Raw genomic sequence first — 14,714 nt, 5'->3', positions numbered from 1 at the left:
CATGATAGAATAAGTAAAAATTACCTTAAAAAACAAATTCAGCTTGTTCTGTTTTTGGGAGAAGCCTAGAGAAAGTAGAGAGAGAAAACGGCAGTCAAAATGCTTTATTTTTCTGCTTTGGATTATCAAACCAAATATAGGCAGGATTTTATGAGCGGCTAACCTTTGCTTATTTTTTAACTATTTCTTCTATCCCTTTAGTAGCAGGGCTGGTCTTTCGACATGAAATATACTGTAACTACCCAAAACCTTATGGCGTCTCAATCCCTTTGATGACAGGGCTGGTCTTTCGACTTTCATTGTAACAGATTTGTTATATCCAACGTCTCAATCCCTTTGATGGCAGGGCTGGTCTTTCGACACAAATCATGATTAATCAGAGACAGAAAGCAGTCTCAATCCCTTTGATGACAGGGCTGGTCTTTCGACTCCGTGAAGTTGCACCTATCCTTATCGGTGGTATATCTCAATCCCTTTGATGACAGGGCTGGTCTTTCGACCTCACAGCTCAGTTAAAGAGGTGAGCGATATCATATCTCAATCCCTTTGATGACAGGGCTGGTCTTTCGACAGTCAACAATCTGAAAGATAACTCGGAAATTGTATCTCAATCCCTTTGATGACAGGGCTGGTCTTTCGACTGCGGTAGGGTAAAAAAGGTTTATTTTTCAAAAAGTTAGCAATAGGGTTGCCAACTTTGGAGAGAGGTTGCAAAGCTAACCTTGGATTTGATTGAAATATAAACAATTTAAACCGTTCCCTATAAGTGAGACGTGCTATATTTTAGCAAAAATTGACTGCTTGCGATAGCCTTTCAGAACACTTTAATAAATCCCCATTGGCATACCCGTTAAGAAGATACCTTCTGGTAGAAAAGATTTTCCTAATCGCCACTGTTTACCATTGGTCGGTAGTTGATAAATACGCAGGTCATCTTCTTTGGTGTGGATAATCTCTAATAAGCGTTCAATGCAAGATTGTAAATGGTTTTTGCTTCCCTCAAAAAGAAAGACACTATATTGAATAGGCACAGCGTAATCCAATAAGGTTTTATAGACTTTTGCTAATCGTTTGGGATTGCTAATATCGTAACCAATAAGATACATAATACCTCCCTAAAAATGAAATGTGAGATTGTCAAACAGGGTTCTAAGGTTGAAAAAGTAGCGTTCAAGCGGGCTATCCCAAGCAGATTTAATTTCTACTTTAGGCTCAATATCTCGCCGTTGTGGGTTGGTCAGCAAGCTACTTGTTTTTAAGATAAAAGCAAGATCTTGGCAGTTTTGGGTTAGCATTTTTCGCCAAATGTCGATCTGTTTTTCATACTCCATATAAAAATGAACACGCCCTGTTTTGCCGAGTAAGCAGCCGTTTTCAGTGGTGGAAAAATGTTCTTCCCTTAAAATGCGTTGGCGAAAACAGCCGAGTAACCAGTTATCGACTAAGGGGCGAAGTGGTTCGATTAAATCGCAAGCGAGCGACTCTCGCCCAAAATCAAGGCTATGGTAGAAGCCGATATAAGGATCGAGCCCTGCACCGTAAGCGGCTAATACGGCTTCTGCGTGGAGTAGGGTATAAGTGAGGGATAAAACCGCATTAAAGGGATCTCGAGGCGGACGGCGATTACGCCCCTGAAAACGTAAACTATCAGGAAGGTAAAGGCTTAATGCGGTAAAATAGGCAGAAGCTGCACGCCCTTCAATGCCTCGTAGCGCCGCTAAGTGAGGCTGTTGATTGACTTTGGCAAGCAGTTCATCTATTTCTTGTGCTTTAGGAACAAGCAACACTTTTTTATCCATTCGTTTGTTAGCCGCTTGCCATAGCCAATTTTTTTGTGTGATCAATTTAAATCGTATAAGCTTTTTCGCAAAACTTAGGCAAAAATCTTCTTGTTGAGAAAGTTGATATTGGGCAACCCGTTTCGCTGCATCGTTATGAGGTTGGTGCATAAAAAGTGTTGGGGTGTTTTTTCTCCCTGAAAGGCAAATAATACCAATGCCTTGTTCACCTAATTTAGCAAGGAGCGAGGCTTGCAGGGTAACATCTCCTTTTATATACATTCGTTCAATGGGGGCAAGTGGAATAGTGCCTGTGCGTTCTTCGTTTTCATAGCACACTAATGCAGAACCATTGAGTTTAAGTGTCGCACCTTTGCGATCAATATATAAACTTGACATAAATCCTCCTAGATGAATAAGAAAGGTTGCGTCGATTGAGTGTAGGCTTTGCCGTAAAACAGGCGTTCTTGTTGATCAAACAGTTGGAAAAAGTAGATCCTATCTTCTTCACTCTCAATTAAAGCGGTCAAATTTTCTCTTAAATTGGCTAATTCGTGTGGCGTAACCTAGCATTCATATAAGGATTTTTGCCCACCGATAGCAAATCCCTCAACCACTTTATGTACACGAGCCAACCGTTTATGGTCGGCAATATCATAGGCGATAAGGTAGGTGGTGCGTTGGGTGCTCATTTTGTTCTCCTTTGTAATTATTAGGAATTTTTCTTATCCCCCTCATTGGCTATAAAAACCAAACCTGCAAGGACGAGAACTGTTGCGAGAGTTTCCCTTAGTGAGTTTTCTACAGTTTTTTCGAGAATTTTGATGATTGAATCAAACATAGTATCTCCTTTTGATTTAAATGACTGGTAAGTATTTACTCTTAATTAATAAGAAAGCTATATTATTGGTAATGACATAGTCCTTCTTTTATAAAATGCCCTTTTCAGGGCTAGCATAGCAATATGCTACGGGATTATTTATCCTCCTTTGATATCTCATTTAAGACAACAGTAATAACGGCAATAGCAATATTAATCCACATAGTAGTCTCCTCTTTTGTTTAAGTTTTGAATGAATATTAATAAGAAATATCTTTTTCTAAAAATATGTCCTGTTTATATATGCCCCATTTAAGGGGCTTAGGTATTAAAACCTAGGAAAAGGAAATGGTAGAGGAAATGTTGTTGGTGGAAAGATAAAAAACATATTATTCTCCTATTGTTAACAAAATTGTAAAAGATAAATTATATAAATAAATTTATAAGAATATAGGGGTTTTCACCCTATGGGCTAGATTAGCCCTTTTCCAAATGTAGGAAGAAAAACGTTATCGTTGTATTTAATCATTAAGTGATCTCCTGTTTTACTAAATCAAGCGTTGATGTAATATAGCTTTTTAAGAGATGTATATTACTCAATTTGTTCATAACTTGTGTGAGTTTTGCAAATTTGTATGTTATTTATAATTACACTTACAACCTTAACTTTTTGAAGTGCGTATATATTACTTAAGTTGTTGGCAGTTTATGTGAGTTTTACAAACTTGTATATCCTATATGTGTTTAGCTATTATGTTCTGCAATGAGTGTATTATATTTGGGTTAAGAAAATTTTATTGAAACTACAAGTTTGTAAAAATAAGCAGAAAAATACCGCTTGTTACAGCGGTATAAGGAAAGGATTAAATCGCATCAATAACGGCAGAATAATCAATATCTTCGATATTTAAGCGATATTTTCCATTCTTTGAAGTAGGAACATAAGGGCTATGGGAATTTTTTCCTAATGAAATGCTACTATAATTTTATCTTTTAATTTGTTGGCTGATTCAGAGAGGACGCGTTTTCCATCCGAATGCTCTAAACTAAATTTATCTTGTATAAAGCCAAGATTTTTTGTCATTACAGAGCTATCTGCCTTGAGTAAGGCATAAATCTTTAAATAAATTTTAAGGTATGTCTCATCATAATATCCACAATCAATATTTTTTGATTTGGCAATAGCTAAAGAGAGTAGTAACGCATACTCTTTTGGTGCTAGCTTAATTTTTTTTTCACCAAATAAGACCGTTCTGTCATCAATCGGATCTAAAAAAGTGAGTGAGGGGGATACTAATATTTGTTGAGCATTATATATTGAACCACTATAGGTGATACGATTATGCAATAGATCTTCCGATACACCCAATCCCAATCGTACCCAAGGGATTTCAGCAAGCATTACTTTTGCTTGGGAAATATCTAATTCTTTACCTTCTCGGTCGTTAATAAGATAGCGATGAGGTTTTGGGTAAAAGAAATGAGGTAAAGTTTCATATTCAGATTCAACTAGCACATGTGAAAGCGAGTCTTGCTCTCGCCCATAAAGAGAAAGCGCATAACCTAAGAAGAAGCCCATTGTTTTACGTCCGCCCGCAATGGAAACGTGTAAGGCGGTTTGTTTGTCTTGGCAAAGCTTACCGACAAGCGATACGATTTGATCGGAAGAATACATATTTTCTTCGGGTGAGCGTATATCTTCCAATTCATTACCCTCTTTATCTTGAATAATGCTGATACAGCTTTCATCGAAATGGATATGTTCAATACCATATTGTTTTCCATAGTCGGCAATAAATTCGGCTAATGCTCCTTCTTTTTCTTTTCGACCGCCTGTAATACCTAATAAACCTTCTAAAAGTTTACGTTTGCCTTGTAAGGTGGTAATCACACGGATTTCGGTCGGGATAAAGCCTTTTTCAGTCACTAAAGCGTATAAGGTTTCCGTTACCACCGCAGGCGACATTCCCGTAACAGAAAGTAAAATGCGTTTGTTGTATTGATGATAGGTATTCATTATTTAGCTATCCACTCTTGAATTTTTTGTTTAATACGTTGAATATCGGTACCTTCAATAAGGCATATATTATATGTTTTAGCACGATTCCTCATCGCTTCTGGTAATGGGAAATAACTAATTAGGCATTTTTTAGTCATTAGTCCACCATAATCTTTAAGTGTTTCAAGTTTATATAAAATATCTTCAGCCTTAATTCCATTACTTTTATCTAGAATCTGTGTTTTACACTCTATAATATGTAGTTTATTTTTTGCTAAAAATAGAATATCAAATTCGTTAATGTTACCTTTATTTTCATCGCTATATTGATTTTTATCTAGACGATATTTATGACTTGCTACATTACAGCTTAAAGCGATGTCCTGTATAGAGTTGATATCTTTGAGTTGCTTATATGTATATTCCTCTAGCCATGTGCCTCCAACAAGATCTCTGTGCTTTCTATCTATAAAATTGATGGTGTTTCCATCAAATTTTATAAGATCATGATGATCTAGATCCTTTAGGAAAGATATAAAATCTGTGATTTTTAAATCTTTCTGTTCTAGATGAGATTTATAACCCGTTTGTTGAGAAAGTGATGCTTTTTTATTGATGAGAGGAATATTGTTTTTATATTTTTCATAATAGTTAACTAAGTCATTAATGTAATTCTGTTACTGAGGATTAAGTATAGGTTCTCCTCTTTGGAGTAGCTTTGCCCCATAAGAAGATAGGTAATGTTCTAGGTTATTCTTTGCTTGAATTTCTATATCGCTAATCCATTCATTTTTTTTTTCATTTTTAGAAATAAAAACAATTCGATTTTCATCTGTATCTACATAAAAAACAGGTTTTCCAATTAATTCAAATGTGTTTTGTGCAGCAATTGCTAATAATTTAGTTCCGCCTGTTACATTTAAGGCAATAGAAATGGACGGTTCTTCATATTTTTCAAATAAAGAAAGCAAATAATCTGACATTTCACCAAAATTAAAAATATCTGTAATCTGTTCTTGACTAACACTCACGCCTTTTTCTTTAAATACCTTTTCAAGATAATTTGCTTGATTTTTCATTTGTGGAGATACCAAGAAAATAGCTTTTTTAGGCTTAAATTTGTTATCTAATATTGGTAATAAATTAGGAGCAGCCTGACCAGAAATTAAACAAACGTGAATATCAAAATAAGTCATTGTTTTTTCCTCTAAAGTTTTTGAATAGCATAAGGCTGGAGCTGACAGCCCTGTGCGGTAAGTTGTTCTGCGGAAAGCTCTGTACCACGTTGTTCAAAGTGGACATTGAGCGATAAAAAATAAAACATTGCCCCTTTTGAGCAGACTTCGGCTGCAAGGTGGATCGGTAATGTGCCGATGACCGTATCACCAGCTTGAATTTGGTTTGTATCTAAATGTTGTTCAAAGCGGTCGATGTGGATCTCTTGTTGCTTGATCCAATCAATAGCACCTTGATGTCGAGAGATAAACCAAACTGTCATATAATATTTTCTTCCTCGCTATTTTCTGTAAAAAGAGTGGTTAATTTTAATCAACTTTTAGCAAATAGAAGTAAATTACAAATTTGTAATACGATATTTTCCTAGTCCAAAGGTCGCATTTTTCCCCGTATGTAACCATTGCCCAATATAAAGCAAGCGTTGCCATTCTTCGGATATACCGTTAAGTTGCCATTTGCCTATTACTCCACCCAATTTCATACGTTGATCTTGGCGTGAAGAATAGCGTGTCCAGTCTTGCCAGTGCAATATTTTTTGATCCTTGATATTGCTTAGTTGTGAGCGTAATAATTCAAAATCTAAGGCTAAGGGTTGATGATGAAATTCGTGCAACAGTGCAATACGTTTAGCTAAGCCAAGTAGTAGGCGTTCGATCTTAATCGCATTAGGGCGAAGTGGCTGACCATTTTCTTGTATTCTTAGTGGCGTTTGAATATCAAGTTCCATCTCGGAAGGCAAATGAGCTGGAATATGGAGACTATTTGGGTGATCGATAATATTGCCTTTTTCTAAAATAGAGTAGTAGCCAAGCGGTGATTTTTCATCAAAAAGTTGCAAATCAAGCAATATCGCTTTGCCTTTGCCCACTTGGTATTCAAACGCTCGTTTAAACGCAAAGGTAATAAGTGGCAACTGGTGCAGTAGTCGCCCAAATAAAACCAGCTCAAATGATAGCTGTTCGCCTGCTAAATACTGTTTTTCGCCCCATTGTGGCGGTTCAATGACATAGCCATTTGGCACTTGGCTAAATTTTTGTAATTGATGCTCCGCTGGCGGTGGGGTTTCAAAAATCTGTGTATAAGGGCAAGAGCGATAAAGCGGGCAGTTTTTGCAATCTTCTTGCTTGGTCATACAGCTAATTTTGCGTAGTGCTCGCCCGAAAGCACCACGCAGTGTTGAGCCTGCATATTCGGGCAAGGAGATCGCCTGTGTGATTTGAAAAATCAACCGATAACGGGCAACAGGTAAAGAGGTTAATTCCATTTAGGCACTCAATTTATTTAATAACTTTTGTAGATCTTTTTCGGCATTTTTCTTTTTCAGATCAATGCGTGTTTTAATCAGCTCGACAGAGATATGTTGTGCAATAAATTGCTTATCTAGTTGATCCCACTGTTCAATCGCATAACTGATAAGATCTTTCGTTTCTTTTAGTAATGGTGAGCTAGTATCCACTTGGCGTTCTCGGCTAGCGTGATATTTTTCAACCAACAATAAGACCATTTTTTGGTTTTCACTCGCAGAGTTAAGTAATGTTTGTTTAGCCTGCTCTGCCTCTTGATCCGCTTGCAGTTTTGCTAATCGCTCTGCTTCTTGTTGCTGCAATGCTGCTTTTTTCGCTTCACGTTCAGCGATAATTGCGGCTTTATCAAAATCTGGTTTTGGCTGTTGCTCACACCACGTTTTTAATGCCTCATTTTCGCTTTTTGGATCGACTTCTAATAATGCCCAACCAAAGGGGAGTAGATTGGTCGTAGCATCTTTTGAGTTCGCTGCAAGCCAGATGGTTGATGCTTCGCTATAGACACCTTGAATGTATTTAAGATCAACTTGTTTATCTTTATTAGGATCTTTTTTAATATTCTTATGCTGTGGGCGAAAAATTTGTGCAATACCACCACTGAAAACCTTACTTTCAGAACCCCCTTTACCTAATCGAATTAAGGCTACGTTACCTTGCTCTAATAGCTTAATGATAGTCTTAAACCAATTACGATCAATTAATTCATTATTAACTAATTGTTCACACTCTCGTTCAAAATTTGGTTTATAGTATTCATTCAAATATTTAAAAATTTCATCGATTGTTGGGGTTGTTCTTGGATCATCGGGAACTTTTCTTTTTGTTAAAGCAAGATCAGATTGAAAAGCCCTATATTGCCCTGCAACAATACTTTCTTTTCTGGTATATAGTGATTTTGCTATACCTTTTTTCTTAGTAAAATTACGATAATATAATATTTGACTTTGTGTATTTTTTTGTGGAATAAAGTCAGTAAATTTTACGGTTCTAAATAAACTGTCTTTCTTTACCCGATCTGGTTGTCATAGTATACACAGCGTCAAAATATTTTTTGTTATTATATTTCTCTTTATGATAATAATCTAAAAAAGCAGTTACAACAGCTCCTTTAAAGCTACTTCCTGGAATATAAGCTAGTCCTTGGTAAGGTAAATAAGTATTTCGTTCAATGGCTAATTCAGAAATAACTTTATTTCCATTTTTCTCTTGATGACTAACTTTCCCCAGTTTTTCAGATAATTCACGTTCAATATTGGTTGGTACACTCGTATAATAATATGCAGCAGCAATACCTTCATTTTTATGATTTGAAAAAAATTTTTGAAGGCGAAGTAAGCTGTTATTATCTTCACTATTAGCGATAGATAATAATTCTTTTTTCTTTTCGGGTGAAAAAATAAGTTTTGATAAATTAAAATGGTACAAAACCCCATCATCAATAACATAATTAGTCGGTTCAAAATCTTCTCCACAACCAATATGAATAGGGGTTATTGGTGTTAAATAAATACGATGATGTTGTAGAAATTTATCCATAATTTTATCCTAATCGTGCAAGATCGATATGAATTGGAATAATTGGGGCATAACCCTGATGTACCGCATTCGGCTGTGCTTTTGAAATACCACTTAGACCATTTCCTAAGAATAACCGTGCTTGCCATTGGTGTGGGGTGAATACCGCTCCAGCTTTAGCCAAAATAATAGGCTTTTTAAATGGATTTTCACTGAGTGCTTTTATATCACCGTGCCGACCAAAACGGGTAGTGAGCTGATAAAAACAGTAGTCTTTGTGTAAATCCAGTCCTTGCGGTGCACAATTTGCTAGCGTTAAATAGGCGTTGTATGTGGCTGATAAATTCGCTTCAAAGGGCTCAACATTTTCAATTTCAAAACGTCCTAAACCGATAGAGGCATCACGCCCAAAACCGAGCTGTCCAATGTTGTTTAAAAGCTGTTTTAGATCAGAAATCGATAAACGGCTTTCATCAATAACACAATAAAGATCTAGCTGAGTATTGGGGCTATACCAAATTTGTGATGTTGAATAAGGTGCAAACTGTCCCTCACCTGTCGTATTGGTTTGACGATCAAGTGTGTTATGCGGTTGGTTTGCAACGATTTTTTCAAACAGATCTTTTTCTGCTTTGGCAAATGTTTGCCAATTTTCAACCGCTTGTTTTCTCTCCTCTAGGCTGATCCACTGTTTTTTCTTTAAAACCTTGCGATCAGTTTCTTTCCCAGTTACCCAATATTTTGACGGTAAGCAGGGGAGCGGTAGATAGCCGTTTGGAAATGCATCGGAAACCACTAAAAATGGTCGCTGGTTGGTGTAGCCGTCTAATAATTCGGTGAGTTTGTTTTCACCAAATTGATGAACTATCTCCCAACAAATCTGCCCAAATAAACTATCTCCCACGAGGGGCGTGCCAAATGCACTATTGAGCTTAAGCGTGAAACGGTAGGTTTTCATTCCGCCACCTCTTATTCAAATGGTTTAATATCACTCAGGTTTTGAGCTTGGTTATTGACAGTTAAACCAACAAATTCTACTTTCCCGTAACCGCGTGATCCTGAACCGCCAAGGCTATCTAATTCAAGTAAACGTAAGCCTTTTAGCACAAGTTGTAATAGCTCATCGCTATCGCCCTCAAATTGACGCATTGTCAGTTTAAAATCAAATTCTGCTCCAGCTGGTACACGTTCTGTTTGACGTGGATGGTCCGCAGTTGAGGTAATACGGTCAATTGTGTTTTCACTTTTTGCTTCGGTAAGCGAGAAATTATCCTCACGCAGATTTTTCTCCCACTCTGCATTTAAGGCACAATCCCAGAAAGCGAGACGTGATACGCCGATGTCTTTTAATGCTTTTTCATCATTTTTAGTATCACCACTGATACCAAATAATTTAAGGATATTTTTAACCGCATTTGGATCTTTTGCTCCGCTTAAATCTTTAAGTGAAAGCGGATCTTTTTTTACTTCTCCTGAACGCCATTCCAATAAAGTACGGATTTTACCTTTTAGGCTTGAGCCTGGTATATAAGGCGATTGGGTAATCGGGTGTTTAATGACGGTATTATCAATGCCACCAATGTGCATTTCCGTATCGCCTGCCCCGATATGTAAGCCTGTTTTTAATACTAAGGTTGCTTTAATTTCAATAATATTTTGTAGTTTCATCATCTGTTCCTTTATAAATTAGGGTTCTTGGTTTCTTCAAAGTATTTACAGTAAGCAATGGTGGCTTCCATAAAAAGTTTAGCGTCTCGTAATGTTTCTACAGACTGAATCTCATCAATACATTGATTGAAAACTTTTCTGAAATTTTCATTTACTAGTGTTGTACCTGCACTTTTTCTTGCTTGAGCATATGCCACTTTGGCTTTCAACATTTTGATAAATGGAATATTACTGTCAAAACTAATTTGGCGTTGTTCAGCATTTTGATTAGTAAAAACTTTGTTGTGCCACATAATTAGTTCATCATAAAATTTTCTAATTTGAGTATTTTTATTACTGTTAGTTGGTTTTCCGTTATCGTCAAATTTAATATATTTTGCTGCATTCTTTGATAATTCAGAAAAAATATTATTTGGCTTATTATTCCCAAATTTTATGTCTTGTATATTCATAAATACTCCTAACGTTTTTGATAAAAATAGTTAAATAATGGAATAGCAAAATTGATTTTATAGTTCGCAATGCCTTCACCTAATGATGTGGCAATGTCGTTTAAAGCTTGGCTGCGTTCTTCTTTTGCTAGTTTGTCTGTAACATAACGTGCTGTGCGATAATAAAAACGGCTACGCCATAAGGTGGCTTCAAGATCTTTATCTTCTTTTTCAGCTTGTTCACTGAGCCGAATTAAGGAATAGAGATAAGATGTTGAAATATGATATGTTTGGGCTAAACGCTCGATTTCATCACCTAACTCTTTAACGAGAGGTTGCCATTCACCCCAACCAATGGTTCGGTTATAAATAGTTACCGCATTTTTTCCAGCAAATTTTTTGGCTTTTTCTAATGCCTCTTCTGCTAATTCACCTAAATGAGGCACAGAATGCCCGACTTTTGTCATCGTTAAACCAGAAGAAAAATGAATTTCTGGATTTACAACATAAGCTGCAAATTTTTGTTGCATAGCATAAGCCAGATGTTGTGTCTGCTTCCAAGAACCAATTAAGAAGAAGTCATCTCCTCCAGCAAAGACAGTGTACATATCTTGAGACGATTCAGCACAATAAGCTGGTAGCCATAAGCTAAAAAATTGGTTCATTTGACGTGAAAGTGAAGCTATTTTGGCAAAACTTGGATTTTCTAACCCTTTTTGGAAAATCGTGCCAAGGTTATCGACATCGCCTTTGAGGGTCATTAAAGCCGTTTGCCCGATAAATTTTGGCGATGATTGGTCAGATAGACTATCTTCACAAGCAATACGATCTTCACAGGCAATAAAGTCTAATGTTTTAATTTTTCCCTGTTCTGGTATTTCTTCGATATTTTTATATTTATAGCTATTGTAATAATCATTCTCCTTAAAGAGAGGAATATAGGCATTGATATAACGTCGTGCATAGCCATTCCAAATAGAGTGTTGGGTGCTTTGAGGCAGAGAAAAATCCCATACTCGATAAAGCTGATTTTTTGCCACCAACTCCCCAAATTTACCAGTTATTTCTTCGTTATCGGTAAAAACAACACGATAGCCAAAAATCGGCAAACTTAGTGTCTGGGTTTTATTGCCTTGGTAAATTTCGCTATTTTCATTACAGATCAACAAGCGGTCTTTTTTCGTTAATAATTCACCAATCTTAATTTGATCAGCCGAAATGGTTGATTGCCCTTTTTCATCTGTTGCGGGGAAATAGTGGTTAAATCGACACACTCCGTTATGATAATTTACCTCTTGTATTGAAGCGGTAGAGTCGGTTAAATCTAACCGTTGTAGTTTTGCTACTTCTAACTGTTGGAATAAGGTAGTCTGTAACGCTTCGAATTTCTTTCCGATAAAGTCATTACAGCAAGCTTCTGTTGTCGCAATGCCAATACCGATTAAGCCATAGGTATGTTCTACCGCCCATTGGTTTAATTCTTCTCGTGTTGTTTCAATCGCTTGTCTAACAGCTTCCGTATTTGGTGCAACAATCAAGAATTTACCCGCAGCATTCATAATTTGTGAAGTAGCAGGTAATTGGCAAGCTTGCAGGATTTTTAATGCCGCTAATTCTGTAAATAGAGAAACCTGAAATGAGCGACCCCGTAATAATTTTGCCGCCTGTTTATTGGTTTCACTACCACCGGAGAAAATAAAATCTTGAATGCCAAAGAAATCACCTTGAATAAGCAAGAATTTGTTATCGTTCCAACTGGCTTCACGATTTTGCAAATAGGTAACTTGGCTATTATCCGCTTTGCCTTGTTCTTCAAACCAACGCCATAATGCTGTAGCCAGTACAGCAGTTGTTTTGCTGTGATCGTAAAGTGATACATCTAGTGTTACCCCAAAAGCAGTAGCGGATGGAATGTTTGAGGTAAAACATTGGTAGGCGGTGTCAAAATGATCGAGCCATAATTCCCATCGCTGTTTATGCGATTCAGGAATTGCTTTTATTCCCTCAACAAATTGTTCCCATAATGCTAGGTATTCTGCTTGAGCATCACTGTCATTTGTGGGCTCAATATCTTTCCGCTCAGCAGGGAAAATTTGCTTTGCGTTAAGTGGTGCTAATGGGTAGGCATACTTATACTCTGCGTGAGCTTCAAGTTTTGGTCGATTTTCACCTAAGCGAATAGCCTCAAATAACGTTAATAATCTAGCCTGATAATGGTTTTTATCACTCTTAGATGTACTATTTTCTAAATTATAATATTTTTCAAATTCATCACGTTCAAATCCAGATGCAACACGATCTGCCGTTGCGATTATCCATTGCAAAAAGGTATCGGGTTTATGATGTGCCGAAGCAGCATTGATAAGCGAATCAGTGATATTTGAACTTTCTGTAATGGAACGCGATTTAAAGGGAGTAACATCGTTCTTAATTAAATCGGGCAAATAACGTTCAATTAAATCTACTGCGAATCCTGTGTAAGCAGCGTGGAGGTGTGAGTGATAATCTTTTTCTTGATTGAAAGGACAATAAAGCGTTTTGTGGGCATCTAAAACATCGGCTGAAATGGGCAATTTAGCACGTTGTGCCAACTTACCTAAGTCGTGAATCAATGCAGCAAATGCCACTCTACAAGAAGAGGATAAAAGTGTATTCATTGGCTATCCTTAATTAGAGTGAGGTTGTATTAGGCTTAATATAATACAACGAAATTAGGTTGCCAATTTAAAATACAAATTTGTAAATATCAATAGACCAAACCGTTTAGTTATGGTGTATCAAGAGTGTTTAGCTTAATTGTGTACGCAATGCGTGAACAATTTCAACATAGATCTAGGATTACTCTTAATAAGTCCTAATCCCCATTGGTTGATAAGCTTCTATAAACCGTTCGAGTTCTGTCAAATTATCGGTGAATAGTAATTTATCAAAGTGGTCTTGGGTGAGAAAGCCGTTATCAACCATCGTTTGAAACATCGCTTTGATCGGCTCGTAAAATCCGCCTACATTCCAAAATACACAAGGGCTATCGTTCTTACCAATTCTCGCCCACGAATAGACTTCGCTGATTTCTTCCAGTGTGCCAGGTCCACCGGGTAGAGCAATACAGACATCTGCCAGCTCAAGCATTTTGGCTTTGCGTTCAGCAAAGTCAGGATGGTTATCCCGCAAGGCTAAAAAATGTTTGAGGTTCTGCATATATTCGCTGATATTTGCCTCAAGATAATCGATGTTTAACGCCTTTAATCTCGCCACAAATGGAGCAGTATCGGGCATTTATCGCTGGAGTATAATGTCGGCGCAGCCATTATGACACATCTTTTAAGGCAGCAAGTGCAGTTGGATTCAGTTTTGCTTCCCCGATTTTGGTTAAACGGTTACGATCTCGATGTTCAAACGGTTCATTATAATTCGGGATAATCATTACCGTATTTTGATCGTATGACCACGTACCGTCATCATTGATTTTTACTGTGATGGTATAGCTTTCCGTTCTGAAATTTTGCTCGATGAACGGATTAGAAATGATGCCGTTAGTGAGTGAACCACGCACCGCTTTTAAAGTAAATTCTTTATCATCTGCTTTCGCATTACCGGTAGCTATAAGAGTTTGTCCGCGTGGAATACTGAGTGTTAGCATCAAATTACCGGTTGCCGGTTCCCACAACCAATAGCCCACTTGATCATGGAACGTTTCCACTTCGTCCGGCTGAATAATGTGTAAGTGATAACGTAAACCGTAGAAGAGTTGTGGCCCATTTGCTTGTGCATCAATCGGATGTAGTTCGATATGCTCAATATAAGGATCTTTGACTGCCCCTTCCGCTTTCGGGTTAATATCCACACCGCGTTTGCCTTCCCAAATTCCCGCCATTGGCGCGAGTGGACCTAGATTTTTCAATGTATCCACATCAGCTTCCGCTTCAGTGTAAATATCGTTGGGATATGTGTAATCTGTCATTA

At 37.1% G+C, this 14,714-nt stretch carries 16 protein-coding genes, 1 pseudogene and 1 CRISPR repeat array; all 17 genes and pseudogenes read right to left on the bottom strand.

The window, feature by feature from the left end:
• Positions 1-186: 186 nt before the first annotated feature.
• Positions 187-641: direct repeats of the CRISPR family, unit length 36 nt; unit sequence TCTCAATCCCTTTGATGACAGGGCTGGTCTTTCGAC.
• 183 nt (positions 642-824) lie between these two features.
• The 17 genes and pseudogenes from cas2 to CVP05_RS05460 all read right to left on the bottom strand — a co-directional run bounded on the left by cas2 (position 825) and on the right by CVP05_RS05460 (position 14,712).
• Positions 825-1,106, bottom strand: a complete 282-nt coding sequence (gene cas2 / locus CVP05_RS05530; RefSeq protein WP_243389208.1) for a CRISPR-associated endonuclease Cas2 — start codon at positions 1,104-1,106, stop codon at positions 825-827.
• A gap of 9 nt (positions 1,107-1,115) precedes the next feature.
• On the bottom strand, positions 1,116-2,177 hold the full coding sequence (gene cas1, locus CVP05_RS05525; RefSeq protein ID WP_100288577.1) for a CRISPR-associated endonuclease Cas1: 1,062 nt from the start codon (positions 2,175-2,177) through the stop codon (positions 1,116-1,118).
• Positions 2,178-2,344: 167 nt separating this feature from the next.
• Positions 2,345-2,470, bottom strand: coding sequence for a CRISPR-associated endonuclease Cas2 (locus CVP05_RS12765; protein WP_243389207.1), 126 nt, complete (start codon positions 2,468-2,470; stop codon positions 2,345-2,347).
• Between the two features lie 20 nt (positions 2,471-2,490).
• A complete protein-coding gene (locus tag CVP05_RS12820; RefSeq protein ID WP_279324779.1) occupies positions 2,491-2,619 on the bottom strand; it encodes a hypothetical protein in 129 nt (42 codons plus the stop codon).
• Positions 2,620-3,562: 943 nt separating this feature from the next.
• Positions 3,563-4,615 (bottom strand): CRISPR-associated ring nuclease Csm6, encoded by a 1,053-nt coding sequence (gene csm6, locus CVP05_RS05515; RefSeq protein WP_243389206.1) that lies wholly within the window; start codon positions 4,613-4,615, stop codon positions 3,563-3,565.
• Positions 4,615-5,067, bottom strand: coding sequence for a Card1-like endonuclease domain-containing protein (locus tag CVP05_RS12760; protein WP_423739122.1), 453 nt, complete (start codon positions 5,065-5,067; stop codon positions 4,615-4,617). The genes csm6 and CVP05_RS12760 overlap by 1 nt, the downstream gene beginning before the upstream one ends.
• Before the next feature lie 207 nt (positions 5,068-5,274).
• Entirely contained in the window at positions 5,275-5,793 is a 519-nt protein-coding gene (locus CVP05_RS12755; RefSeq protein WP_243389205.1) for a PDDEXK family nuclease, read from the bottom strand.
• Between the two features lie 11 nt (positions 5,794-5,804).
• Positions 5,805-6,095: a CRISPR-associated protein Csx16 gene (gene csx16, locus CVP05_RS05505; RefSeq protein WP_100288576.1), complete on the bottom strand. Its 291-nt coding sequence runs from the start codon at positions 6,093-6,095 to the stop codon at positions 5,805-5,807.
• Between the two features lie 75 nt (positions 6,096-6,170).
• Positions 6,171-7,097: a CRISPR system precrRNA processing endoribonuclease RAMP protein Cas6 gene (gene cas6 / locus CVP05_RS05500; protein ID WP_100288575.1), complete on the bottom strand. Its 927-nt coding sequence runs from the start codon at positions 7,095-7,097 to the stop codon at positions 6,171-6,173.
• Positions 7,098-7,898, bottom strand: coding sequence for a hypothetical protein (locus CVP05_RS05495; protein WP_100288574.1), 801 nt, complete (start codon positions 7,896-7,898; stop codon positions 7,098-7,100).
• A gap of 226 nt (positions 7,899-8,124) precedes the next feature.
• The gene (gene csm5 / locus CVP05_RS05490) at positions 8,125-8,673 is read right to left on the bottom strand and encodes a type III-A CRISPR-associated RAMP protein Csm5 (protein WP_100288573.1); all 549 of its coding nucleotides are present in this window, start codon (positions 8,671-8,673) and stop codon (positions 8,125-8,127) included.
• Between the two features lie 4 nt (positions 8,674-8,677).
• Positions 8,678-9,610: a type III-A CRISPR-associated RAMP protein Csm4 gene (gene csm4, locus CVP05_RS05485; RefSeq protein ID WP_100288572.1), complete on the bottom strand. Its 933-nt coding sequence runs from the start codon at positions 9,608-9,610 to the stop codon at positions 8,678-8,680.
• 11 nt (positions 9,611-9,621) lie between these two features.
• Complete coding sequence (gene csm3, locus CVP05_RS05480) at positions 9,622-10,323, bottom strand: type III-A CRISPR-associated RAMP protein Csm3 (RefSeq protein ID WP_243389204.1); 702 nt, start codon at positions 10,321-10,323, stop codon at positions 9,622-9,624.
• An 8-nt stretch (positions 10,324-10,331) separates the two neighbouring features.
• A complete protein-coding gene (gene csm2 / locus CVP05_RS05475) occupies positions 10,332-10,772 on the bottom strand; it encodes a type III-A CRISPR-associated protein Csm2 (RefSeq protein WP_100288570.1) in 441 nt (146 codons plus the stop codon).
• An 8-nt stretch (positions 10,773-10,780) separates the two neighbouring features.
• Positions 10,781-13,408, bottom strand: a complete 2,628-nt coding sequence (gene cas10 / locus CVP05_RS05470; protein WP_100288569.1) for a type III-A CRISPR-associated protein Cas10/Csm1 — start codon at positions 13,406-13,408, stop codon at positions 10,781-10,783.
• 187 nt (positions 13,409-13,595) lie between these two features.
• Positions 13,596-13,898, bottom strand: a pseudogene (locus CVP05_RS05465) (LOG family protein); the annotation flags it as partial.
• 160 nt (positions 13,899-14,058) lie between these two features.
• A complete protein-coding gene (locus CVP05_RS05460; protein WP_100288567.1) occupies positions 14,059-14,712 on the bottom strand; it encodes an FABP family protein in 654 nt (217 codons plus the stop codon).
• Between the last annotated feature and the right edge of the window lie 2 nt (positions 14,713-14,714).

The organism is Conservatibacter flavescens (assembly GCF_002795425.1).
In the GTDB taxonomy this organism is placed as follows: domain Bacteria; phylum Pseudomonadota; class Gammaproteobacteria; order Enterobacterales; family Pasteurellaceae; genus Conservatibacter; species Conservatibacter flavescens.
This window is presented reverse-complemented; position numbering and strand designations above follow the sequence as displayed.